The 24,322-nt window shown below is 65.9% G+C and carries 22 protein-coding genes and 1 tRNA gene; 3 read left to right on the forward strand and 20 right to left on the reverse strand.

From position 1 onward, the window contains the following. Positions 1-2: 2 nt before the first annotated feature. The 9 genes from BJP65_RS03155 to BJP65_RS03195 all read right to left on the reverse strand — a co-directional run bounded on the left by BJP65_RS03155 (position 3) and on the right by BJP65_RS03195 (position 12,020). Positions 3-1,547 (reverse strand): ABC transporter substrate-binding protein, encoded by a 1,545-nt coding sequence (locus BJP65_RS03155; protein WP_181015969.1) that lies wholly within the window; start codon positions 1,545-1,547, stop codon positions 3-5. 525 nt (positions 1,548-2,072) lie between these two features. Continuing rightward, complete coding sequence (locus BJP65_RS03160) at positions 2,073-3,221, reverse strand: flavin reductase (RefSeq protein WP_070408186.1); 1,149 nt, start codon at positions 3,219-3,221, stop codon at positions 2,073-2,075. A gap of 107 nt (positions 3,222-3,328) precedes the next feature. After that, on the reverse strand, positions 3,329-5,050 hold the full coding sequence (locus BJP65_RS03165) for a CocE/NonD family hydrolase (protein WP_156784796.1): 1,722 nt from the start codon (positions 5,048-5,050) through the stop codon (positions 3,329-3,331). After that, the gene (locus tag BJP65_RS03170) at positions 5,025-6,323 is read right to left on the reverse strand and encodes an LLM class flavin-dependent oxidoreductase (protein WP_181015970.1); all 1,299 of its coding nucleotides are present in this window, start codon (positions 6,321-6,323) and stop codon (positions 5,025-5,027) included. Before BJP65_RS03170 ends, BJP65_RS03165 begins: the two co-directional genes overlap by 26 nt. Positions 6,324-6,427: 104 nt before the next feature. Further along, positions 6,428-7,078: a nuclear transport factor 2 family protein gene (locus BJP65_RS03175; RefSeq protein ID WP_083285686.1), complete on the reverse strand. Its 651-nt coding sequence runs from the start codon at positions 7,076-7,078 to the stop codon at positions 6,428-6,430. Positions 7,079-7,441: 363 nt separating this feature from the next. Then, a complete protein-coding gene (locus tag BJP65_RS03180) occupies positions 7,442-8,851 on the reverse strand; it encodes an aldehyde dehydrogenase family protein (RefSeq protein ID WP_070408189.1) in 1,410 nt (469 codons plus the stop codon). Next, positions 8,848-10,329 (reverse strand): APC family permease, encoded by a 1,482-nt coding sequence (locus tag BJP65_RS03185; protein WP_083285922.1) that lies wholly within the window; start codon positions 10,327-10,329, stop codon positions 8,848-8,850. The genes BJP65_RS03180 and BJP65_RS03185 overlap by 4 nt, the downstream gene beginning before the upstream one ends. Positions 10,330-10,368: 39 nt before the next feature. Further along, complete coding sequence (locus BJP65_RS03190; RefSeq protein ID WP_083285687.1) at positions 10,369-11,685, reverse strand: NAD(P)/FAD-dependent oxidoreductase; 1,317 nt, start codon at positions 11,683-11,685, stop codon at positions 10,369-10,371. Beyond that, positions 11,682-12,020: a cupin domain-containing protein gene (locus tag BJP65_RS03195; RefSeq protein ID WP_070408191.1), complete on the reverse strand. Its 339-nt coding sequence runs from the start codon at positions 12,018-12,020 to the stop codon at positions 11,682-11,684. Before BJP65_RS03195 ends, BJP65_RS03190 begins: the two co-directional genes overlap by 4 nt. A 102-nt stretch (positions 12,021-12,122) precedes the next feature. On the opposite strand from BJP65_RS03195, the gene BJP65_RS03200 reads away from it, so the two are divergent. Beyond that, the gene (locus BJP65_RS03200) at positions 12,123-12,719 is read left to right on the forward strand and encodes a TetR/AcrR family transcriptional regulator (protein ID WP_070408192.1); all 597 of its coding nucleotides are present in this window, start codon (positions 12,123-12,125) and stop codon (positions 12,717-12,719) included. 262 nt (positions 12,720-12,981) lie between these two features. Here BJP65_RS03200 and BJP65_RS03205 read toward each other — a convergent pair. The 3 genes from BJP65_RS03205 to BJP65_RS03220 form a co-directional block, all read right to left on the reverse strand. Next, positions 12,982-14,159, reverse strand: a protein-coding gene (locus BJP65_RS03205; protein WP_374754258.1) for an IS3 family transposase whose coding sequence is annotated in 2 segments (ribosomal slippage) — positions 12,982-13,890 and positions 13,893-14,159 — 1,176 coding nt in all. Because the reading frame shifts where the segments join, the coding sequence is not laid out codon by codon here. Between the two features lie 39 nt (positions 14,160-14,198). Continuing rightward, the gene (locus tag BJP65_RS03215; protein WP_070408195.1) at positions 14,199-14,564 is read right to left on the reverse strand and encodes a cyclic GMP-AMP synthase DncV-like nucleotidyltransferase; all 366 of its coding nucleotides are present in this window, start codon (positions 14,562-14,564) and stop codon (positions 14,199-14,201) included. 544 nt (positions 14,565-15,108) lie between these two features. Next, a tRNA-Pro gene (locus tag BJP65_RS03220) sits at positions 15,109-15,182 on the reverse strand. Between the two features lie 236 nt (positions 15,183-15,418). Here BJP65_RS03220 and BJP65_RS03225 point away from each other — a divergent pair. Both BJP65_RS03225 and BJP65_RS03230 read left to right on the forward strand, forming a co-directional pair. After that, on the forward strand, positions 15,419-15,997 hold the full coding sequence (locus tag BJP65_RS03225; RefSeq protein WP_070408196.1) for a GNAT family N-acetyltransferase: 579 nt from the start codon (positions 15,419-15,421) through the stop codon (positions 15,995-15,997). A gap of 164 nt (positions 15,998-16,161) precedes the next feature. Beyond that, positions 16,162-16,545, forward strand: coding sequence for an RNA-binding S4 domain-containing protein (locus BJP65_RS03230; RefSeq protein ID WP_070408197.1), 384 nt, complete (start codon positions 16,162-16,164; stop codon positions 16,543-16,545). A gap of 319 nt (positions 16,546-16,864) precedes the next feature. Here the strand turns inward: BJP65_RS03230 and BJP65_RS03235 are convergent, their stop codons facing one another. The 8 genes from BJP65_RS03235 to BJP65_RS03270 form a co-directional block, all read right to left on the reverse strand. Further along, entirely contained in the window at positions 16,865-17,767 is a 903-nt protein-coding gene (locus BJP65_RS03235; RefSeq protein ID WP_070408198.1) for an NUDIX domain-containing protein, read from the reverse strand. 134 nt (positions 17,768-17,901) lie between these two features. Further along, positions 17,902-18,348, reverse strand: a complete 447-nt coding sequence (locus tag BJP65_RS03240) for a DUF805 domain-containing protein (RefSeq protein WP_070408199.1) — start codon at positions 18,346-18,348, stop codon at positions 17,902-17,904. A 197-nt stretch (positions 18,349-18,545) separates the two neighbouring features. After that, a complete protein-coding gene (gene der, locus BJP65_RS03245; RefSeq protein WP_055835296.1) occupies positions 18,546-20,069 on the reverse strand; it encodes a ribosome biogenesis GTPase Der in 1,524 nt (507 codons plus the stop codon). Next, positions 20,059-20,784, reverse strand: a complete 726-nt coding sequence (cmk, locus tag BJP65_RS03250; protein ID WP_070408200.1) for a (d)CMP kinase — start codon at positions 20,782-20,784, stop codon at positions 20,059-20,061. Before cmk ends, der begins: the two co-directional genes overlap by 11 nt. Next, positions 20,777-21,910, reverse strand: coding sequence for a prephenate dehydrogenase (locus BJP65_RS03255; protein ID WP_070408201.1), 1,134 nt, complete (start codon positions 21,908-21,910; stop codon positions 20,777-20,779). The genes cmk and BJP65_RS03255 overlap by 8 nt, the downstream gene beginning before the upstream one ends. 54 nt (positions 21,911-21,964) lie before the next feature. Further along, positions 21,965-22,771, reverse strand: coding sequence for a pseudouridine synthase (locus BJP65_RS03260; RefSeq protein ID WP_055835286.1), 807 nt, complete (start codon positions 22,769-22,771; stop codon positions 21,965-21,967). Next, positions 22,768-23,427, reverse strand: coding sequence for an SMC-Scp complex subunit ScpB (gene scpB / locus BJP65_RS03265; protein WP_070408202.1), 660 nt, complete (start codon positions 23,425-23,427; stop codon positions 22,768-22,770). The genes BJP65_RS03260 and scpB overlap by 4 nt, the downstream gene beginning before the upstream one ends. Beyond that, complete coding sequence (locus tag BJP65_RS03270) at positions 23,417-24,256, reverse strand: ScpA family protein (RefSeq protein ID WP_083285923.1); 840 nt, start codon at positions 24,254-24,256, stop codon at positions 23,417-23,419. Before BJP65_RS03270 ends, scpB begins: the two co-directional genes overlap by 11 nt. Positions 24,257-24,322: the final 66 nt, after the last annotated feature.

The raw sequence follows: 24,322 nt of genomic DNA on the forward strand, positions 1-24,322 counted from the left end.
GCCTACTGGCCGGCAATCCACAACTCCGAGTTCGGCTGCAGACCGATCACGTCGACGAGGTTGGATCGAACGCCGTAACTGCCCGTCACGCCGGAGACGGGAATGATCGGCGTCCACTCTTCGAACACCTGCAACACCTGGGCAGATGCCGCTTCCTGGTCCTGCGGCGTCTGAGCTCCGAACAGATCATTGAACGCGGGCGCGATCTGTTCGTTCTCGCAACCGGCGAAGATGCACATCGTGGCAGCCGGGTCGAAGTTGCCCTTCGCAGAACTCGGAGCATTGAACTTGCTGAACGTGACGATGTTGAGGTCGAACGCGCCGTCCACCGAGTTCTGAATGAACTGCTGGTCCTCGACGGGCTGGATGTTCATGTTCAGCCCCAGCGGCTCGAGCTGCTGCTGAAGCACAGCGGCCACTCGACCCGCCTCGTCTGAGGCGCTCGCGAAGTAGCTGACGGTGAACGAGCAACCGTTCTCGCAGGCGGTGCCTTGGAGCAGCTTCTCTGCCTGGGCGATGTCCTGCTTCGCATAGACCTTCACCGGTACCGGATAGTCCGCCACGGCAGGGTACGGCCCGCTCTGAAGTATGACGTCCGGCCCGAACGCGGACGTCGCCAGGGCCTCGCGGTCGATGGCCCACGCGATCGCCTGGCGGATGCGCACGTCTTCGAACAGTCCACCCGGCCGATTGTTCGGCACGATGAACAGACTCGCGAGACCGTCGACCTGCTGAGCCGTCACGTCTCCCGAGAGCTGTGCCGACACTTCGTGCGGCAGCGCGGGAATGAAGTCCACATCGCCGCTCTGAAGGCGCTTGACGCTGGTGGGAGTGTCGGCCACCACACTGAAATCGAGCTTGTCGATGGAGGGGACGGCCCCTGCGAACGTCTCATTCCGCACGAGTGAGAACGAGCTCCCCTTGACGTTGCCTTCGGGGACGTAAGGACCGGAGAAGACGGGCTCGCCTTGGAAGTAGTCCTCGTTCGTCGCAGCGGCGGCGGGAACGATGCCCATGGCCGGGACGGCAAGCATCTGATCGAAACCCGCGAACGGCATGCTCAGCCCGATGGTCACCGTCGTCGTATCGGGCGCTGCCAGATCGACGATCATCTCCGCGTAGCTCTGGTTCGGTCCGGGGATGTCCCGCAATCTGGTGAGCGAAGCCACCACGTCTTCACTCGTCAACGGCGAGCCGTCGGAGAACGTCAGATCAGGCTTCAGGACCACGGTGTAGGTCGTGGCATCGCTGGAGGCGGTCACGCTCTCGGCGAGTACGGGCTCCGTTTCGGTCGCGCTGCCCCGAACGAACTGTACGAGTCGACCGCTGGTCAGCCCGACGATCACCGAGTCGGACAGGTAGGGGCCCGTGGCCGGATCGATCGACGTCACAGCCGTGGTCAGATCGACGTGGACTTCTGTCAGGTCAGCCGGCGCCGGGCTAGCACCGGTCCCTTCTCCGGAACATGCGGTGAGGGCCAGCGACGCGGTTGCGAGAATCGACGCCCCCCATAAGACGGTGCTTCTGGACTTCCGAATCTTGACCATCTCTACTCCTCCGTAGTGCGACGGGTGGGTCTCGCTCTGTGTCATGGCTAGGGAACTCGCGCCTTTTCTGTTCGACTCGAAGTGCTTTCGCTGGCCTTCACGACCAGAGTTCCCGCGTTGGGTACAGGCTACCCAGCCATAGCCATATCGTCAACTAGTGAATTAGCTTGGGCTTCCAGAAAATGCAAGGTCGGCCGTATTCACAGGCATCGAGGCGCAATCAGGGCAAATGTAGACCGTTGGCAGATTCAGAAGTTAACTTCTCGGCCTGTCGGACCAAGAGCGTCTGACTGTGGTCACCGGGAGAGAACCGCTGATGCCGCTGGCCGCGAAGACGAAGATCGACCTGTCACTTTCACTGAATCTTGACCTCGTCAATGTCGCCGTCACAGTGAATACCGAGATCCTGCCGTTGAGGGCGCTCGACATGGCGGCGTCGGGATCCGCGAGGCCCTCGCCAGTCATACGCATCACTCACACGACGGCTCGGGACATGTCGAGAATCTGCACCGGCCGGGAGGTGATTCACAACGCGCCGCCGCCCAGCCTGATGAGTTCCTTCGCGGCGTCCGTGACGAACGAAACCTGAGTGCGCACGAGTTCACTCGCGGTTTCGGCATCGCGACTCTCGATGGCCAGGGCCAGTCTGTGGATCAACGGGTGACCGGACTGGTCGCGCCATAGAGGAGACTGATACGTCTCGCGCCAGACAGTGGCGAGACTCAATTGCCGAAACTGGAGCTCGAGCTGCCGAGATCCGGCAAGGCTGACAATCGCAGCATGGAAGTCGAGATTGTCACGCAGGAACGCGTCGAGTGCATCGGGAGTGCCGGTTTCGCTCTTGGCCAGGGCATGCCCACGCCGGACGATGTCGAGCACTCGGTGATCTGGGGCGTCGTGCAGGTACGCGTCGAGCACACCGACCTCGATCGTCTGGCGCGCTCCATAGAAGTCATCGACGAACTCCTCAGTAATCGGCGTCGGCGTGAACACGCCTTCCTCCGAACGCAACACGAGTCCCTCAGCGAGAAGCCGTACCAGTGAGTTGTACACCAGTGCAGACTCCATCTGGAGTTCCCCGGCGAAATCGTCGATATGAATTTCCTCGCCGACGGCTGTGCGTCGCCGCAAGACGAGCTCGCGAACCGATTCGTAGCTGCTGGCTTCGAGTATCCGCTCAAGCGATCCGAATTTTCCTCGAAAGTATGCGAGAGGCTCCCCAGGCCGAGACCGCGCGTCGAGAACCTCTCCGATGAAGACGGTATGAGTTCCGCCGGGAGCTGTGTCTGCCACGCGACATTCGATGCTTGCGAGCGCACCCTCGATGAGCGGCAGTCCTCGCTCGCTTTGAGCGTATGGGACATCGCGGAACTTGTCGGCGCCTTTCGTAGCGAACCGAGTTGCGAAGTCGCGCTGTTCGAGCGCCAAGATGTTGACCGCGAATCGTCCCCGCTCACGAATGGCATCATGAGTGGAACTCGATTTGTTCAAGCACACCAGCATCATCGGCGGATCCATCGACAACGATGCCACCGCGGAAGCTGTCGTCCCGAAGAGGCGGCTATCGGACTCGGTCGTGATGATGGTCACCCCCGACGCGAAGTGCCCCGCGACGTTCCGAAAGACTCCTTGATCGAGCGCGCCGGCGGCGGCGGGATCTGTTGACTGCGACATGACTACTCCTCATTCAAGAATGATCGGGTTCCAGTGCGTGGATGCGCTTCTCAACGAGACCCGCTCGCAACGGGCAGAGCGCACTCCCAAGCTGTGTGTGTATGCGTTCAATCCGATTCGACGACCGGCAGACGAAGAACGCTTTCATGGGTGCTCCCCGTGCAGATACTCCACCTGCCGACGGTTCGCGACTCCTCGTGGAGGATCTGAAGCGGTGGCACGCCGCCCGACAACGGTCGCTTCATCCAATCTCGCCCTTGAATGGTCAGCACGAGGCTTTCGCCGGCATGAAAAGTTGTGCCGGATGCCCAGACCTCGATATTCAGGCAGACGGGCACTCCTGGTGTGAGGGGCTGCTCCGCATCATGCGGATGATAAGGGACCAAAGCGGTGGAGCGCGTGAGGTCAAGCGCTCTGTGGCTGGCTCGCAACCATCCGAGTGCGACGGGCCCGTCCGCGAAAAGCGAATTGATGGGAAAGAGCACCTCGGTTCCGTCGGCGCGCAGTTTTCGTACCACGACGAACACGTCTGCGTCCGTGCTCTCGTCCGCGCTCAACCAGATCGACAGCGAGACAGGTCCGATGACGTCCCGGTCTTGTGTGAACAGGTACGCAGCATCAAACGACTCGGTCTGCGGATCGAAAGTCGCATGGGCTCCGGTCTCGGGCGGGGCACCCGACAACGACCTGGTCGCGGCGTCCAGATGGAGCGTCTCGAAACGTTCCGCGACGGGCCAGTCAGGCAATTCCACCCATCGGGATTCGGCGGAGTCGCCCGTGTCACGCAGCTCGGCTCGGACACGAGGCCAGTCGTGGATCCCGGATTCTCGTTGTTTGAGAAAGGTGTCGAAGAACACGCGCTGCCGTTCGATGCTCGCCGGCTCATAGAAGTACTGCCACTTCTTCTGCCCATGCACCTCCAGCCACTTGTTCGGCGAAACCATCGCTGCGAACGCATTGAGCGTGCCGCGGGTGTGCAGCCCATGGTCGCTCCACGATGCGACGACGTATGCCGGCACATCTATAGTGGCGAGATCTCCGTACTTGTCGGCGTAGTACCAGTCATCGAGGGGATGCGCCTCGAGATTCGCCGCAGTGTCTTCGGTGCGGGAAAGGCCGTATGACACGTTCGTCGAGACTCGGGGCCGGAAGCCGGTTTCAGGGATCCCCCCATGCGTTGCGAACTCCCGATACCAGTCGGCGAAGCACTCCCAAGGGCTGATGGCCTTGAGCGACGGAGGCTTCACCGACGCCGCCTGGTACTGACTCCCCGCCAAGTACGAAACTCCCAGCATCCCGACCCGGCCGTTCGACCACGTACTGGCTCCCAGCCACTCGATCGTGTCGTAGAGGTCGTCGCGCTCTTGTGGGCCGTTATGGGAGAAGTCGCCTTCCGAATGCCAGAGTCCCCGGGGGTCGGCATAGGCGACGGCATAACCATGTCGCGTCCAGTAGACCGGATCCGGCGCCTCGAAGCCGGTATGTGGCGAGATCCACTCCGGATCGACTCCCGACCCGGGGAACGTGGCCTTCGTGACCCAGTGCTTCCCGTAGGGGCCCCACGCGAGCAGGACCGGAAGGTCTGTCGCCTCAGAAGTGGGCCGATAGATATCGAGGTAGATCGTAGTTCCATCGCGAAGTCGGACTGCGGCATCCTTGTCGACGATAAGCCCACCGAGATCGACGGTCTCGTGAAGCAAGGGCGGGGGCGCCGGCTTTCCGACCACGCTGGCGGGATCCGCACCCGGGCGATCGATAATCGCATGAGGGTCCAACGGCGATGACATCATGAGTGCTCCCACATCAAAACTGGAGACCGGGTCGCGCAAGTCCGAGATGGTCTCTCAGCTGTGTGCCCTCGTACTCCGTCCGAAACAGACCCCGGTTCTGCAGTTCAGGGACGAGCATGGAACAGATCCGCTCAAACCCCTCGGGGTTAAAGGGAGAATTGAGATTGAACCCGTCACACGCGGGAGTTTCGAACCACTTCTGCATCCGGTCCGCGATCGTTGCCGGCGTGCCGGCAATCCACTGATGCCCTGTCGACCGCGCTCGATCGTGAATGAGATCGCGCAAAGACAGTTCCTGCTCGACCGACTTGCGACGATAGATCTCCTGGCGGCTGGATCGCTGCGGAACCTGATCAAACCGCTCAGCAGGGACGGGTTCATCGAGGTCGAGGTCAGATAGATCCACCTTGAGGTCGCCTGCAATCTGCAGTCGCCCCTGCTCGACATCGAGGAAGGAGCTCAACTCGGCCGCAATCTCGTCAGCCTCACGCTGTGTAGATGCGACCACGGGCACGATCCCCGGGATGATCTTCACGGCGTCGGGGTCGCGCCCATTCGCAGCGATCATGGACTTGCTCGAGGCATAGAACGAGACCGCTTGGTCGAAGTCCGGCTGGGCGGTGTAGATGGCATCTGCCACCGACGTCCCCAATGCCATGCCGGGACCGGAGGAACCGGCTTGCACAAGCACCGGGTGACCCTGCGGCGGCCGGGGCATATTCAGCGGCCCCTCCACCGTGAAGTAGTCGCCCGCGAAGTCGATCCTGCGCAGTTTTGCGGTATCGAGCCACCGACGCTCGGAGCGATCCACGACCACTGCGTCATCGGACCAACTGTCCCATAGTTGCTTGACGACCTCGACGAACTCCTGTGCCCGATGATACCTCTGCGCTGGGTCAGGGGTCTCTGCGAAGCCGAAGTTCTGATAGCCATCGCCCGAAGTCACGATGTTCCAACCTGCGCGCCCCGCCGAGAGGTGGTCCAGCGACGCAAGCATCCTCGCAACGTTGTACGGATCCATGAGGGACGTAGACAGGGTCCCGATGAGACCGATATGGCGAGTTCGCGCGGCCAATGCTGAAAGCGTCGTCATCGGCTCATAGAAGCCGTTCATCATCGTGTCGCCACGCAACGTAGGTGTCGCGTGAACTACGTCACCGAAGAACAGCGCGTCGAGCTTGGCGTTCTCGGCCGTTCGCGCGATATCGGTGAGCAGGTCGAGTCCCGGCACCTCCTCTGCGCGGCTCCCTTGACGACACCAGCTGTTGCGGTGGTAGCCAAGCGGCATCACGAACGTCGTGAGAACCATCATGCGTGTCATGTCTTCAATCCGATCTTTATGGAAGGGCGGGAGAACACCGGAAAAGTGACAGAAGTCGTCGCGGTTCGCGCCCGCTGAGGGGCAAATACTGAGCATCAACGCCGTCGCAGACCGCCCCCGATGACGCCACCAGCAGCACCGACCTCGACCATCTCTTCGTCATGATCGGGCGCGTGAACGCGGAACCAGAGTTTGGAGATCTTCCATTCGCCGTTCGCGCGGACGTACTCAGTCTCGTAACGGCCTTCCGACCACGGCCCCCAAACGCGAAGCATGCCGAGCGAAGTCTTGAAGTCCGCCTGCAGTCGATGCCAGGTCCATGTGCCGCGCGCTGCATCTCCATCGACCACGATGTCCGGCGACGACAGAATGTACCCATCGTTGCTCTGCACGACAGGAACCAAGTCCCTCGTGAACATGGCATCGATGGCCTCACGACCTCGGTGCACTCCATGATGACGGATGTCGCAAAGCGCGTCCTCGGTGTAGGCGGAAGACACCGCTCGCCAATCGCGCGCCGCCAGGTCGCGAATGTACTTGTGATGAAGCGCGGCTATGGCCTGAATCGACTCGAGATCCTCGACCCTTCGCTCCAGTGCGATCAGATGCCGCGCCAGATCCTCGTGATTCACCGTCTGCCACTCCTTCGTTGCCGACTTGTTGGTCACTCGAGACGACCAACCAACCCGCCGCCCTGCCTTGACCAGCGTCAATGTCAGACTACGGAACGCGGCGTAGTTCGTCAACTACTGAATTACTTTTCCGCAGCTTCTCCCATATTTCCGGTGCCGAATCTCACATGCAATTCAGTCGTTCATGATCCGTAAGTCCGCACACCGCACGAGCACTTCCCGACACGCCTCGCTCGTCCGCTGCGGGAAGACCGAACTCGATGGGGTCGCAGGCCGGGTGCCTCCCCCCAGGGCCCTCGGCGTGGAGTCGCGACGACATCACGGCGATCATTGGTAGTGCCGGGTCGAGGGTGGACACGCGGGCGTCGGACGGGCACCCTAGTGGCTTTCGATGGCGTCACGCGCGCCGGATCGTCGTCGGCTCCGACGCGCGACACCCTCCCCAAGAAGGAAAGGAGTGGCCGTAGCTGATTTTTCTCATCGCGAGATAACTTTCGGAGCCGCGACGGCTTTGAGCCCCGCTACGCCGAACTCCTGGCCGTATCCGGACTGTTTGGTGCCGCCGAACGGAACCTGTGGATTGAGCGCGCCATGCTGATTGATCCACACAGTCCCAGCCTGCAGACGAGCGGCTACGTCGAGAGCTGCATCGATGTCAGCCGACCAGACGGACGCCCCGAGCCCCTGCGACGAGCTGTTCGCCCGTGCGACCGCGTCGTCGATGTCGAAGTACCGCAGCACGGGAATGACCGGGCCGAACTGCTCCTCGACGACGAGAGAAGCGTCGTCTGCGATGTCGACGACGACTGTGGGCTGGTAGAAGAGCGGACCGAGTTCTTCGGCGGGTGCACCGCCTGTGACGACTTTGGCCCCTCCGGACCGCGCCTCTTCGATGAGGCGGCTAACGATGTCGAACTGCCTCTGATTCTGAAGAGGTCCGAGGACGTTCCCCTCCTCGAGTCCTGGCCCCATCGGCATCGTCGAGGCGAGCCGAGAAAGGGCATCCACGACGGAGTCGTAGACGGAATCGTGCACGTACAGTCGCTTGAGCGCAGCGCACGTCTGCCCGGTGTTGATGAAGATGCCCCAGAAGAGGTCCTGGGCGATCTTCGACACGTCCGTTCCCGGTAGCACGATGCCGGCATCGTTGCCTCCGAGCTCCAAGGTGAGTCGGGCGAGGTTCTGGGCCGACGATTCGATGATCTTCCTGCCCGTCGCGGTGGAACCCGTGAACATGATCTTGTCGAGCCCGGGGTGCTTCGCGATCGCCGCGCCGACTTCGCGGTCCCCGACCACCACCGACAGGACCCCTTCGGGAAGATGCGCGTTGAACACTTCGCAGAGAGCGAGAACCGACAGGGGCGTGTACTCGCTCGGCTTCACGACCACAGTGTTGCCCATCCGCAGCGAGGGTGCGACCTGCCAGACCGAGATCATGATCGGCCAGTTCCACGGACCGATCGCTCCGACCACCCCGAGCGGGTCGTAGTGCACCTCGGCACGGGAGGTGCCGTTCTCGAAGACGACCTCGGGTTCGAGAACGGTATCTGCGGCGCCCCTCGTCCAGGCGGCTGCGGCGCCGACCTCGAAACGGGCGTTGGGGCCGTCGAGCGGTTTGCCCTGTTCGCGGGAGAGGATCACCGCGAGTTCCTCGGCGCGCGCTTCGATGTCGTCAGCGATTCGATGGAGGATTCGACTGCGCTCAGCGTGGCCGAGAGCAGCCCACGCCGGTTGAGCGCTCCGGGCCGCCGTCACGGCCGAATCGAGATCGGCCAGCCCGTGTACGGGCGCGTAGCCGATCGTCTCCCGGGTCGCTGCGTCCGGGATCGCCCGCCCGTGGCTCTCGCGGACTGTGATGGCGTCGAGAAGAGCAGTCGCGGTGGTCATGTTGTCTCCTTGTCGAATGCGGATGAGGTCGCGTCGGCTGAGCGGCCTCGCTCGGTGGCGAATCCGATCGCGAATGCGACCGGCACGACAGCGAGAAGGACGGCGGCGGTCGTCACTTCACCGCCGATGAGAGAGGTGAAGTTGGTCACCACGAGGGTGAGCACCCCGAGTAGCAGCACTGCCGCAACGGCAGGTGCGACTCGCGTCTGCCACGCTCCACCTCCCGGGTTGCTCACCGAGTAGGTGATCACGGCGATGGAGCACAGAACGTACAGCGTGATCAGGGCAGCGACGGCGAGTCCGCTGAACCACGAGAACAGGGTGAGCACGGGGTCGAGACCGAGCACGACGAACGGCAGGATCATCAGCACCGCGAGAATCGACTGAACCCATGCGGCCGCGTGGGGTGCGCTCTGGCGATTGGTGCGAGCGAGGGCGTGCGGCAGGGAACGCTGCGTCGCCAGCGCGTGGATGTATCGGTTGATGCCGTTATGGAAGGCCAGGATGCCTGCGAAGAGGGAAGTGACGAGGAGGACACCGGCCACGGGTCCGGACCAGGCGCCGAGTATGCCGACGAGTGCGTTGAATACGAAGACAGTCGAGTCACCGGAGACGACGGCTTCTTCTGCAGCGACCACCGCGGCGTCCGCACCATAGAACGAGATGAACATCCACGATACGAAAGAGAAGAACAGCGCGATGACGCCGACGGAGAGGTAGGTCGCGCGCGCCACGGTGCGGCGAGGATCCTTGGCTTCGCCGGAGTAGATGGCCGTGGATTCGAACCCGAACATGGAGGCGACGGCGAACATGAGCGCCACGCCCGGCGCTCCGGACATCACCGCCGCCGGCGAGAAGCTCGAGGCCACATCGATCGCCCCCTCGGGGCCGCCGCCCAGGACGAACGTGCCCACCGCGAAGGCGAGCAGTATCGCGACCTCCAGGCCGACCAGCACAGCGAGGACCCGCGCACCCAGCTCGATGTTGAGCGAGCCCAGGCCCTGCACGAGAACGATGGTGACGATCACCGGAACCCACCAAGGCACGACGACACCGAAGGTGGCGAGAAGCCCGCTGAAACTCGCGCCGTACAGACCGTACATTGCCGCCTGGACGGTCGCGTAGGCGACGATCGCCAGCCATGCGGAACCTGTGCCCGTCCTGCGCCCCAGCCCGGCGGACACATATGCGTAAAAGGCACCCTTCCCGTCGATCCGACGTGACATGGCGATGAAGCCGACGGCGAAGATGACGATGATGATGCCGATGAGCAGGTACGCACCGGGCGCGCCCGCCCCGTTGCCGAGCAGGATCGTCAGCGGCAAGGCACCGGCGATGCCAGTGAGCGGGGCTTGAGCAGAGAGGACGAAGAAGAGAATCCCGAGTACCCCGACGGCCCCCTTGCGAAGTGATGTGCGGTCGTCAGAATCACCTCGCTCAGCGGAGGTCATGGTAGTGGTTTCGTTTTTTGAGGACATGATGATCACCTTTGATCTCTTGTGGTTGGGTGTTGCCGATCAGGCGGACACCAGGCGGGATGCCGTGAGAACCGCGTGAGCCACCTTCAAGCCGCTCTCGATCGCTCCGTCGATGAACCCGCCCCATCCATCGGCGATGTCTGATCCGGAGAGCCGAATCCGCCCGAGCGGCTGTTGCAGCGCCGGCAGAGAATCCGAGAGGTAACCGGTTCGGTGCATCGGCCACGTTTCTTTGGAGAATTTGTCTCCGACCCAGTCGTGGCCGACACTGGCGGTGACGCGCAGGTCCGGTACGAGGCGGTTCAGCACCCGCTGAACGGCCTCTGGGTCATTGGGGTCGAGGGCCGAGGCATCGGGGCCGAACCCGATGACATAGGTGAGCCCGTCTCGCACGTACTCGGACTGGAAGAAGTTCAGCGGCCAGTCCGAGCCGCCGAGTGCGACGAACGGACGATGCTCACCCTCGACGGTGAACCACGCCTTGACTCCGAGGCCGAGCTGGCCGTGGTCGGCTGCCATGCTCACCGGTTGGGGGAGAGCCGGCTCGAAGTGGATACGCGTCAGCGTCTGCAGCGGCACCGTGAGGATCACATCTCGCGCCGAGTACTCCGTCCCGTCGACCGTTGTCACGACAGCGGATGACTGTTCCTGGGTGATGTCACGAACGTCGGCGCCGAAAACGAAGTCCGCAGGAGTGTCCTGGAGGATCGCCTCAGCGAGAGCGCGCGTGCCTCCCGCGATCTTGTATGTCGCGCACGCTTCGAAGTTGACCTTCCAGTCGCCGTTGGTCAGTGACACCCATCGCAGCGCCTGTGTGAATGCGGCATCGGCGATATTCCCATTGAAGTTGAGCGTCCAAAAGGACTCGATGAGCGCGCGTCGCTCCGCGCTGATCGGTAGTGCAGCGATCTCGTCGGCTAGGGACCGGGAGTCGACTTCCCGGACCTGTGTGCTCAAGGGGCGAAAGGGCTGGGGGAAGACTTCTCGTGAACTGGCGGTGAGGACCCGGTTGGGCTCATCGAGCAACTCGAGCAGCTCGTCTGCCGAGCCCGCGACAAGACTGGAGCCGTCCCACCAGTAGGCGTTCTCTGGCACGGGGCTGGGGGCGAGGCCGATGCCGTAGCGGCTCAGTTCGGCCCAGACGTGAGGCTGTGTCCAGTGCACCCACGTTCCGCCAAGTTCCAACTCCATCCCGAGCCGGCGATCGAGCCACGTGCGACCTCCGATGCGATCCCGCGCTTCCAGGACCAGCACCGATTGTCCGGCGCGGGACAACTCGCGGGCCGCCGTGAGCCCTGCAAAACCCGCCCCCACCACGATGGTGTCGTATGACCGTGCCATATCGGTGTCGCTCACGAGTACACGAAGAACTCGACGGTCGGCTCGAGCACGGTCCACGTCGCCGATACACCCTTGTTCATCGAAGCGGATCCACCGGCCGCGACCTCGAACGCCTCCGAGCCCTCGGGCTCGATCCGCACTCGGCCTTCGATGATGTAGATGGTCTCATCGGCGTGCGCCTCCACCACCATCGGTCCAGGCGTCTGGGCCGGTGTGATGAACCAGTAACCGGCGGCGAGCTCCTCGCGTCCGCCCTCCCCTGGACGACGCACCCACTGCACCTCGCCGACTTCGAAGGGCTCTCTTTTCGTGTGGTCCTGCGTGCTGGCGGTGATGAACTGATCAGGCATTCGTGTCCTCCTCGACGAGCCTCGCGCTTCTCTGCGCACTGGCCCAGACTAAGCAATTGCTTAGTTCAACGCAAGAGGGCATTTGTAGGGTTTAGTGGAGGTATGGCTCGACAGGTTCCCTACGGCAGCGGCCGCGATCTTCTGGTGGCGACAACAGTGGGCATCGTCGCGGAGAAAGGCCTCCGCGGGATGACGTTTCGCGCTGTCGCCGACCGGGCTGGCGTCAACAACTCGCTGATCGCTCACCACTTCGGAAACAGAGAATCGTTGCTCGCAGCCGCACTGGAGTGGAGCGTCGAGAGCTCGATCGACACCACCGGCCTGCTCGATCTCGCCACAAGCAGCGCCTTCGCTGACGGCTTGCTCGACTCCGTCGCCAAACGGCCAGAGCTACAGGCCTTCCAATACGAGATGATTCTCGAATCGCGAAGAAATCCTCGGTACCAGCCCTACGTCAGCCGCCTCTATACCCGGTATCACGAGGTCGTCGCCGCGAGCCTGAAACATCACGGCGTCGATGATCCTTCAGGCGCACTCGCCAGATCCGCTTTCGCAGCTCTGGATGGAATCGTCCTCCAGTTCATGGCTGGGGTGGACGCAGAGCTATTGCGAGCGGCATTGCAGCGGCTGTGGGAGGGGTTGCTCGACACTAGGGACGCCACTGCTGCCGCGGCCGCAGGAGGGACCAGCAGTAGGTGATCCCGCCTGCAAAAAGTCAACCAGTATCTCGGTCATCTCATCCTGACCCTCGAGTGTGCTCGTCGCTCTCGTGGCCGCCTTCTGGAGCGGCTGCGGACCACCTTTTCCCGGTCCTAGATAACGTCGACGTTGTTTCGAATGCTTGCTCCTCCCCCGCTCCCACCCGACGAGGGAGCGTCATCGAGTCTCCGAACAGTGAGCGCATCGATAGCGTCGATCTAGCAGAAGAGGGCGTGAGGAACGAACTGGTGACAGGTTGGGTTTAGGCCGCGAGCGTCAGCGGCTCGGTTAGCTTGGCCTCGAACTCGATGGGCGTCAAGCCGCCGAGGGTGTCCTGGGCTCGCTGTCGGTGGTACTTTCGCTCGATCCAGACGACGATCGCGAGGCGCAGCTCCTGCCTGGTGGCCCACCGTTGCTGGTTGAGGACGTTCGTTTGCAGCAGTGACCAGAAGCTCTCCATAGCCGCGTTGTCGCCGGCTGCGCCGACGCGGCCCATCGATCCGACCATGTCGTGGCGCCGCAGCTCGCGGGCCATCGCCCTGCTTCGAAACTGGCTCCCCCTATCGGCGTGCAGGATGCACCCGGCGACCTCACCGCGGCGCGCGATGGCGTTTCGGACGGCGTTGACGGCGAGCTTCGCGGTCATCCGATCCGAGATCGAGTAGCCGACGATGCGGTTGGAGAACACGTCCTTGATCGCGCAGCAGTAGAGCTTGCCTTCGCTCGTCCAGTGCTCCGTGATGTCCGTGAGCCAGAGCCGGTTCGGGGCGTCAGCGCGGAACACGCGTTGCACGTGGTCGTCGAACACGGGCGGGCCGGCCTTCTTGCCCTTCCCGCGGCGCCGGCGTTGCGCGGACGACAGGATTCCGGATTGCGAGCACAGCTTCCACGCCGTCCGCCGGCTCATCCGCCACCCGGCTCGACGCGCCTCGTCGGCGAGGTATCGGTATCCGAACGTTGGGTCCTCGTGGTGCGCATCGTGCAGCGCGTTGATCCGATACGCCCGAAGCACGTCCGCATCGCGGATCGGGTCGTTTCGCCACCGGTAGTAGGGCTGGCGGGCGAGCTTGAGAACCCGGCACGACACCGTCACGGGGATCCCCGCGTCGGCGAGCTCAGCAACGAGCGGGTACGTCATTTTGGGGAGCCACCGAGGCGCAGATTCGCCTGCGACAGATACGCCGCGGCCTTCCGGAGCACCTCGTTCTCCTGCTCGAGCAACCGGATCCGCTTCTTCAACTCCCGCGCCTCAGAAGCGTCGGCGGCGGTCTGACCGGGACGGTTTCCCTCCTCGACATCGGCCTGGCGGAGCCAGTTCTGCAGCGTTGCTTCGCTGATACCGAAATCGGTGGCGATCTGTTTGATGGTGACGCCGCTCTCACGGCGACGAGCGACCGCGACAACGTCCTCGCGGAACTCTCTGGGATAGGGACCGGGCATGATGACATCCTTCCCGTCAGCGCCTCCCGGCACTAACGATCAGTTGTCACCGATTCGTTCCTCACGCCCGTTCTTCGACTCCGCGGGAACGCTCATTCCCTGTGCATCACAGTATGCGCTGAGCGTGTCAAAGACCGCAGTGTGGTAGTCGAGTGGTGTCCACCCGTCGCGCTCTTCGAGTTCGAGCATGAAGTCTGCGTCGAACTCTGCATCTTCGGCCGGCTGGATGATGGTTCGTTGCGCCCACGACCCCTGCTTCTTCATCAACTTGACCCGGACCCCGAGATCGGCACGCCTGAGCGCGTCGAAAAGTCTTCCAGTTCGCTCGTCGAGATGCGTCAACTTATAGTCCGGCAAGTTGACGACGTCGATCAGGAAGGTGTTGAAGTGCGAAACGTGCTCCATCTGAGTCCCCTCTCAGTGAGTCCCGCCCCAGACGGGAGTTGATCTCTGCGAGTCATCGTATGTTCGACTACCGACATTCACGATCGAGGAGATGCAGGGTACGCCTGGTGCTACCCGCAGCTCCCCGAACGCGGTCATTGTCCAACTCCGGCCAACTCGATCGACTGTTGGCCAAGTAGAAAAGCCCAAAGGCCAACTAGCGGCGTCCCCCGTCAGCGATGATAGCCACCACCAGACCCAAAGCGATGCAGTAGACGGCATCGAAACGAAGGCTCAGGTACGCGAGGCGTTCACCGGTCATGACCTCATTCTGTCCGAGGTGCCGTGACCCAGGTGACGAGACATCCAGCGCGGCCAATCGGGACCGGGGCGGTTCTGGTCCCCTTTTGGTCCCCTTATCCACAGGGAGGGCCTCGCGGCAGGTTCGGTTATCCACAGCCCCATCCCGCCCGAAGGTCGAGGGGGACCAGAAGGGGACCAAAAATCCGGCTCTTCGAAAACAACAAAACCCTGATGAAAATAACTTCTCATCAGGGTTTTTCTGTCGGGCTGACAGGATTTGAACCTGCGACCCCCTGACCCCCAGTCAGGTGCGCTACCAAGCTGCGCCACAGCCCGTGGCATTCAATTTTCAGTTATTCGAGCCGTCCGGGAGGGGTAAACCCCCTAACCCCCAGTCAAGTGCGCTACCAAGCTGCGCCACATCCCGTTACCCGCGAGCGGGCAACTCCCCTATATTAGCCCCTCCCCGACCCCGCCGCGAACCAGCGCACGCCCCGGGCGTGTGGGGCTCGGCGGCCCGTTCTTGCGCGCGGAGGATTGTCGATGTCGGAGCCCCTCGCTACCGTCGCGTCATGACCATCGAGATCCTCCCCGCGACCGGCGACCGCTTCGACGACGCCGAGACGGCGCTCGACAGCGGTGACGGCCCCGAGTGCCAATGCCAGTGGTGGCTGCTGCCGAACGGCCCCTGGAAAGAGGCGTCCGTCGATCAGCGCACCGAGCTGTTTCGCGCCGAGCTCGACGGGCCGCGCCCGCCGGGCCTCATCGCCTACGTCGACGGCGAGCCCGCGGGATGGGTGCGCGTCGGCCCCCGTGTCGCGCAGCCCCGTCTGCTGCGCACACGCGACGTGACCTCGTCGCCCGCCGAGAGCCTCGACGCCGATGATGTCTGGGCGGTCTCGTGCTTCGTCGTGCGCACGCAGCACCGCGGGCGGGGCCTCGCGGCGAAGCTGCTGGATGCCGCGATCTTCACCGCCCGAGAAGCCGGCGCCCGGGTGGTCGAGGGGTATCCCCTCGACCCGAAAGCGGCGAAGCGCTCGTCGAACCAGCTCTTCCGCGGCACGGTGTCGGTGTTCGAAGACGCGGGGTTCACCATCGTCGACCGGCCGAAGCCCGACCGCGCGCTCGTCTCGCTCACCCTGCGGGACTGACCCGCGCGCGCCCGCGGTCACGCCAGCGCCAGCGCCCGTGACCGTGCCCGCGTGAGCCCCCGCGCCGTACGCCAGCAGCACCGACCCGTGTCGGTAACGGCGCCCGAGACGCCCACCCGCAGCACCCCACTTACGATGGGAGTTCCCCCGACGAGAGACCTGACATGACCGACGCCCCCACCAGCGCCCGCGTCGACGCGTGGCTGTGGGCGGTGCGCGTCTACAAGACCCGGTCGGCCGCAACGACCGCATGCCGCGCGGGTCACGTGCGCGTCAACGGCGACCGGGCCAAGGCGGCTCAGCCGGTGCGTCCGGGCGACGAGTTGCGGGTGCGCGTTCAGGGCTTCGACCGAATCCTGGTGGTGAAGAAGACCATCGCCAAGCGCGTAGGAGCAGCCCTCGTCGCTGAGTCGGTCGATGACCGCACTCCCCCACCGCCCCCGCGCGAGAGCGTGCCGTTCGTTCCCGTCCGCGACCGGGGAGCCGGTCGGCCGACCAAGCGTGATCGCCGCGACATCGAGAAGCTGCGCGGCCGAGACGGCGAGTGAGGCATCAGCCGCCACGACCCGGCGGCCGCAACCCCGCGCACAACCTCCGCGGTGCGCACAACCTCAGCCACCCACGCCTGAATCGCACAGAGGTTGCGCGCATCGCTGAGCGTGCGCCGCGCCACGACCCCACCGCCGCGCCGCACCGAACCAGCCACACACACGACCCGGCGGTCGCACCCCGCGCACAACCTCCGCGATGCGCACAACTTCCGCCACCCACGCCTGAATCGCACGGAGGTTGCGCGCATCATGACCGTGCGCCGAGCCGCGACAACCCCGCAGCGCCGGCGAACGAGCCCGACGCACGCGCGTGAGCTCAGTCCAACTGCTCCAGCAACCACCGCGTGCCCTGCACGACAGCGCCGAGCTCCTGCACCCGCGCGGCGAGGCCCCGATCGCTCGTCACGACGATCACCGGGCTGTGCAGCGCGACCAGCTCGCGCGTGACGGCGACGATCTCATCGTCTCCGGAACCCTCCGCGATGCGCACCGAGACCCCCGCCTCGTCGACGGTGGCGGAGCGCGCCTGGCCCTCCAGCACCGCGGTGACCGGCGGGAACCAACGCGTCGCTGACAGGCCCAGGGTGTCGGCATCCATTCCCGCCACAGCCCTCGCCGAGACACGCGCGAGCAGTCGCGACGCGGCTCCCGCGCGATCCTTCCACCAGCCGTCGGGCACCGACCCGACGACGTTGGCGACGTCGACGACCACCGCGGGGCGCGTCGACAGCGCTGTGCGCAGCGCGGGCCACGCCGAGGCGAAGCCCGGATGCAGGGGCAGAGAGTCGACCCGGTCGACGGCGACCCACTCGAGGGCCACGCTCTCAGGGTCGCTGATCACGGGCTCGAACGGCACCGTGACGTCGGCGACGAGGGTCGAGTACGACCAGATCCCGAGTTCGAGGACGCTCTCGAAACGTGCCCGCACGGCATCCGCCGGCACTCCGGCCTCTTCGCCCGACTCGCGCAGGGCGCCGTCGAGGGCCGATTCGTTCTCGTGGCGCGCACCCCCGGGCAGAGCCCAGGTGTCGCCGAAGTGACTCCACGAAACGCGGTGCTGCAGCAGCACGCCCCGCCGCGGATCGAGCGCGAGCAGACCCGCCGCACCGAAACGACCCCAGTACTTCTCGCCTGTCGGGGCGACCACCCAGGCATCGCCGGGGTCGCGGGGCCCATGCGGGCGCCGCGGTTCGCCCGGGGCGGGAGGCTGGATCGTCATCCTCCCCAGCCTGACACACCCCGGCCGCGCGTGGACCCTCGGTCGTCATACGGCGCCGTCATCGGCCGGCGTTCCTCCGCAAACGCCACGCGCCCCGGCTCCACGAGGGAACCGGGGCGCGATGAGAGCGAGGATCAGCGGTCGAAGCGCGCACCCTCGGGCTTCGGGCCCATGAGCATGAACACGAAGAGCACGATGCCACCAACCAGCGGGACCAGACCGATGAAGATCCAGAAGCCGCTCTTGTCGGAGTCGTGCAGGCGACGCACGACCAGGGCCAGGTACGGCACGATCGTCGCGAGCGACCAGATGATGTAGACGATGTAGAAGACGAGGCCGATGCCCGAGGGAGTGGCCATCATTCCGTACTCGTCGACCGTGCCGGCGCCGCCGGTGGCTGCGGCGAGCACGTTCAGGACGCCGCCGACGATGAACATGACCAGCACCCACCACCAGAACTCGCTGCGGCTGGCGCGACCCGAGAAGGTGGCGTACTTCTTGAAGAAGCGCTTGACGGCGGCGCCGATCGGCGCGCCGTAGTACGGCTGAGCCAGAGGCGGCTCGATCGTGGAATTGCTCATGGTTCCCCCAGGCTGAAGTTTCGATCACGACGGTGCGGGCGGGTATTGCACCGCCGCGAATGAACCTTATCGAACCTGAGTGTTGGCTGTGCACACGACACATGTGTGCTGTATGCCGGTCCCCTTCGCCAGGACCACGCCCGCAGACGCCGAATGCCCCGATCCCCTCGCGGGGACCGGGGCATTCGACACGCGCGTCAGCGCTGGCGCTTCTCGCGGATGCGCATGTTCAGCACGATCGGGGTGCCGTCGAAGCCGTAGATCTCGCGCAGGCGACGCTGGATGAAGCGGCGGTAGCCCGGGTCGAGGAATCCGGTCGTGAACAGCACGAATGTCGGCGGACGCGTCGCCGCCTGGGTGCCGAACAGGATGCGGGGCTGCTTGCCGCCGCGCAGCGGGTGCGGGTGCTCGGCCACGAGCTCCGACAGGAACGCGTTGAACTTGCCGGTCGGAATGCGGGTGTCCCACGATTCCAGGGCCGTCTCGAGCGCCGGCACCAGCTTGTCGAGGTGGCGGCCGGTGCGGGCCGAGATGTTCACGCGCGGGGCCCACGCGACGTGCGCGAGGTCCTGCTCGATCTCACGCTCGAGGTACCGACGACGGTCCTGGTTCTCCATGTCGTCGTCGTTCAGGCGGTCCCACTTGTTGAACGCCAGCACGAGCGCGCGACCCGATTCGAGCACCAGATCGATGATGTTCAGGTCCTGCACGCTGATCGGCTGCGAGACGTCGATCACGACGACCGCGACCTCCGACTTCTCCAGCGCCGTCGAGGTGCGCAGCGACGCGTAGAAGTCGGCACCCTGCTGAAGGTGCACGCGACGACGGATGCCGGCGGTGTCGACCAGCGTCCAGAGCTTGCCGCCGAGCTCGACGACCTCGTCGACGGGGTCGCGGGTGGTGCCCGCGAGCTCGTTGACGACGACGCGCTCTTCGCCCGCCGCCTTGTTGAGCAGCGACGACTTGCCGACGTTGGGGCGTCCCAGGATCGCGACGCGACGCGGGCCGCCGATCTCGTACCGTGCCACGGCCGAGACCTCGGGAAGCACCTTCATGATCTCGTCGAGCAGGTCGGCCACGCCGCGGCCGTGAATGGCCGAGACGGGGTGCGGCTCGCCCAGGCCGAGGTTCCAGAGGGCGGCGGCCTCGGGCTCGTGGCGGGCGTCGTCGACCTTGTTGGCGATGAGGAACACCGGCTTGCCGCTCTTGCGCAGCAGCTTCACGACGTGCTCGTCGGTCGAGGTCGCCCCCACCGTGGCATCCACCACGAACAGCACGATGTCGGCGAGGTCGATCGCGACCTCGGCTTGAGCTGCCACCGAACGGTCGATGCCGCGCGCGTCGGGCTCCCAGCCGCCGGTGTCGACGAGCGAGAACCGCCGGTCGAGCCACTCGGCCTTGTAGGTGACGCGGTCGCGGGTGACACCGGGGGTGTCCTCGACGACCGCCTCACGGCGCCCGAGGATGCGGTTCACCAACGCCGACTTGCCGACGTTCGGCCGGCCGACGATCGCGACGACCGGCAGCGCCGGCAGGAACTCGATGGCTCCTTCGCCCGACGCGAGGCCCGCGAGCAGCGCGGCATCCTCTTCGTCGAGGTCGAAGTCCTCGAGTCCCGCGCGCAACGCTTCGGCCCGCTGTTCGGCGAGCACCTCGTCGAGCTGCTCCATCTTTTCGGCGAGCTGGTCGGGCCCGCCTTCGTACTCGTCTTCAACGCCCATCGCGGGCTCCCATCGTGGAGTCGACGACGCTCAGCACGGCGTCGACGGTCTGTTCGAAATCGAGGTGGGTCGAATCGACGACCTGCACGCCGGGGGCGGCGGTGAGGAAGTCGACGACCGTGGAATCTGCGGCGTCGCGCTGGTGCAGAGCTGCGGCGACCTTGGCGGCGTCGTGCCCTGTCAGCTCGGCGCTGCGACGCGCGGCGCGCACCTCGGGCGCCGCGGTCAGAAGAATGCGCACGGGCGCGTCGGGGAAGACGACCGTGGTGATGTCGCGGCCCTCGACGACGACACCACGAAGACCCGCGGATGCCACGAGCCGGCGGAACAGCTCGTTCACCGCGTGCCGCACGGTGGCCACCCGCGCGACGCCGCTGACGGCGTCGGTCACGCGGGGTTCGCGGATCGCGGCGGTCACGTCGGTGCCACCGACGCGCACCCAGCGGTCGGACGCGTCGAGCGAGATCCCGTAGTCGAAGTCGCCGAACACCTCGACCACGGCCGTGGCGTCGGAGGTGTCGATCCCGTGCTGCAGCGCGTGCCAGGCGAGCGCGCGGTACGCGGCGCCGGTGTCGAGGAAGCCGTACCCGAGGCGGGTCGCGGCGGCCTTCGACACGCTCGACTTCCCGCTGCCGGCCGGGCCGTCGACGGCCACGACGACGGGAGCTGCTGCTCCCGCGGGCGTCGTGGTCAGCGAGGGGGTGGAGTCAGTCATGGGTGGTGCTCGCAATCCGCCATCCGCGCTGCTGGAGTCCATCGACGGCACGGCGGACCGCGTCGGGGACGACGCTGATCTCGGCCAAGCCGAAGGGGGCACCGGGCGAGTGCTCGAGGCGTAGGTCTTCGACGTTGACGTCGAGGTCACCGAGTTCGCCGAACAGGCGACCCAGCTGGCCGGAGGTGTCGTCGACCATGACGACGAAAGTATCGAAACGGCGGTTCTGGCCGTGCTTGCCGGGCAGGCGTTCGACGCCCTCGTTGCCCCGGCGGATCGTGTCGGCGACCGTGCGGCGGGCTCCCGGCACGTCGGGGTCGCGCAGGGCGTCGGCGACGTCGCCGAGGTCGGCGGCGAGCTGATCGAGCACCTCGACCACGGGGGCCGCGTTCGCGCCGAGGATCTGCACCCACAGCTCGGGGGCCGACGCCGCGATGCGCGTCGTGTCGCGCACGCCCTGGCCCGCGAGCCGCAGCGAGCCGTCGGGGGCCTCGATGAAGCGCCCGGCGAGCAGGCTCGCCACCAGCTGCGGCACGTGCGACATGAGCGCGACGGACTCGTCGTGCTCTTCGGGCGTCATCTCGATGAGCGTCGCACCGAGGTCGAGCGCGAGCCCTTCGACGAGCGACAGGTCGTGGGCCGAGGTCTCGCCGTCGCGGCAGACCACCCACGGACGCCCCACGAAGATGTCGGCGCGGGCCGAGATGGCTCCCCCGCGCTCGCGCCCGGCCATGGGGTGCGAGCCGATGTAGTGCGTGAGGTCGACGCCGCGCTCGCGCAGGGTGCGCAGCGGCTCGAGCTTCACGCTCGCGACGTCGGTGATCACGGCATCCGGGAACGCCGCGAGCTCGCGCTGCACGACGTCGGCGACGACGTCGGGAGGCGTGGCGACGACGATGAGCGAGGGCGCGTCATCAGGGTGCTCGGCGCGGCCGGCGCCGTAATCGATGGCCAGACGCAGCTGCGACGGAGACGCGTCGACGAGCACGACGTCGACGCCGCGGGCCGTGAGCGCGTGTCCGATGCTCGCGCCGAGGAGCCCCGAGCCGACGATGCGGACGGTGCCGCTCGTGCGGGTCGCCAAAGGCCCGGCCGCGCGCGCGGACGTTTCCTTCGGTTCGGTCATCGGGTCTCCTGCTGCCCTGGGCGGCGCCGCTCGCGCCGCGAGACGCGCCGCACGTCACTCAGCCGGATCGGCCGAGGTGTCGCCGTCTCGACGAGACAGCGTGAGAAGGGCGCCTCGTTCTACTGTAGTCAACTCGCGTGCCTTGCCCACCGGGAGAGTTCCCAGGTGGAGGGGACCGAACTGCCGCCGCACGAGTTCGATGACCGGGTGTCCGACCTCGTCCATCATGCGCCGCACGATGCGGTTCTTCCCCGAGTGCAGCGTGAGCTCGACCAGGCTCTCGCCCCGCGACGCGTCGAGCAGGCGTGCCTTGTCGGCGGCGATCCGCCCGTCCTCGAGGTCGACGCCCCGGGTCAGCTTCGCGATGGTCTGCGGCGTGACGAGCCCCTCGACCTTGGCGATGTACACCTTCGTCACCCCGAACGAGGGGTGGGCGAGCACGTGGGCGAGGTCGCCGTCGTTGGTCAGCACGAGCAGGCCGCTCGTGTCGGCATCCAGTCGTCCGACGTTGTAGAGGCGTTCCTCCCACTCGTCGGCCCACTCCCGCAGGTCGGGGCGACCGCGGTCGTCGTTCATCGAGCTGACGACACCGGTCGGCTTGTTCAGCACCACGTAGCGCTTGGACTCGTCGAGTTGGATGGCGACGCCGTCGACGTCGACGAGGTCGGTCTCGGGGTGGATGCGCGAGCCCAGCTCGGTGACGGTCTCGCCGTTCACGCGCACGCGTCCCTCGACGATCATGTTCTCGGCCACGCGCCGCGAGGCCACGCCCGCGTTGGCGAGCACCTTCTGCAGCCGGATGCCCTCGTCGCTCGCGGAGCCTGCGCCCCCGGTCGCTGCGCCTGTCGAAGCGTCGCTCATGTCAGTACCTCTCCGTCGAATCCGTCGGCGCCGTCGTCGAGCAACGGCGAGATGTGCGGCAGCTCGTCGAGCGAGTTGATGCCGAGGTTGACCAGCAGCTGGTCGGTGGTCCCGTAGTGGATGGCGCCCGTGTCGGGGTCGGTGAAGACCTCGGCGATCAGCCCCCGCGAGAGCAGGGTGCGAACGACCGAGTCGACGTTCACCGCGCGGATGGATGCCACCTGCCCGCGCGTGACGGGCTGCTTGTACGCGATGACGGCCAGGGTCTCGAGCGCCGCCTGCGACAGGCGCGAGGGTGCCTGGGTGTTGACGAACTCGCCGACGACGTCGTCGTACTCCTCGCGCACGTACAACCGCCATCCCCCGCCGACCTCGCGCAGTTCGAAGCCGCGCACGGGTCCGCCGGTCTGCCCGTCGTAGTCGGCGACGAGGCCCGCGACGGCCTGGCGCACCGCGGGCACGGGAGCGGCGACCGCGGCGGCGAGACTCACGAGGCTCTGCGGCTCGTCGAGCACGAGCAGGATCGCCTCGAGTCGACGGGCGACGGATGCCGGATCGGTCGGGCGGGCGACGGGCGCCGGTTGCTCCGCGGCCGCGGCGGCGTCGACGGGGGTCGCCGCGGCGTCGACGGCGACGGCGGGGGGATCAACGGTCATAGTCGGCTCCGAGGGCGGCGAGGTTCTCTTCCGACCACCGTTCGGCGGTCCAGCGCAGCGTCAATTCTCCCAGGGGTTCGAGCTGCTCGAACGACAGGGCGGCGTGGCGGTACAGCTCGAGGATCGACAGGAAGCGTGCCACGACGACCCCGGTCTCGGTGACCCCGGCCACGAGGTCGCGGAAGTTCAGGGTACCGGCGGAGCGCAGCAGGGTCACGACGATGGCGGCCTGCTCGCGGATGCTCACGAGCGGGGCGTGCAGGTGATCGAGGCCGACGGTGGGGATCTGCTTCGGGGCGAGCGCCACGACCGCCAGCGCCGCGAAGTCCGCGGCGTTCAGCGTCCATTTCAGCTCCGGCACGGCGCTGCGGTACTTCTCGTCGAGGCGCACGGCACGCGTATGGCGGCGGTCCTCGCGCTGCAGGCAGCGGGCGAACCACGCCGACACCTCTTTGAACGCCCGGTACTGCAGCAGGCGGGCGAACAGCAGGTCGCGTGCCTCCAGCAGCGCCACGGACTCGGCATCCACCAGCTCGCCCTGCGGCAGCAGACCCGCGATCTTCATGTCGAGCAGGGTCGCGGCGACCACCAGGAACTCCGACGCCTCATCGAGATCGCCGTCGGGCCCCATCGCGCGCAGGTAGGCGATGAACTCGTCGGTCACGCGGCTGAGGGCGACCTCGGTGATGTCGAGCTCGGCCCGCGAGATGAGCGTGAGCAGCAGGTCGAAGGGACCGTCGAAATCGGGAAGGGTGACGCGGAAGCCCGCGGGCTCGGGGGCCGAGGCGGGCTCGGTCACCGGCGCGGGCTCGGGCGCTGGCTCGGGCACCGACGCCGGTTGGAAGTCCGAGGCCGGAGCATCGAGCGTCGCGGCGGGGGCGCCGTCCTGCGGCGC

Origin of the sequence: Microbacterium sp. BH-3-3-3 (assembly GCF_001792815.1) — a bacterium.
GTDB lineage: Bacteria > Actinomycetota > Actinomycetes > Actinomycetales > Microbacteriaceae > Microbacterium.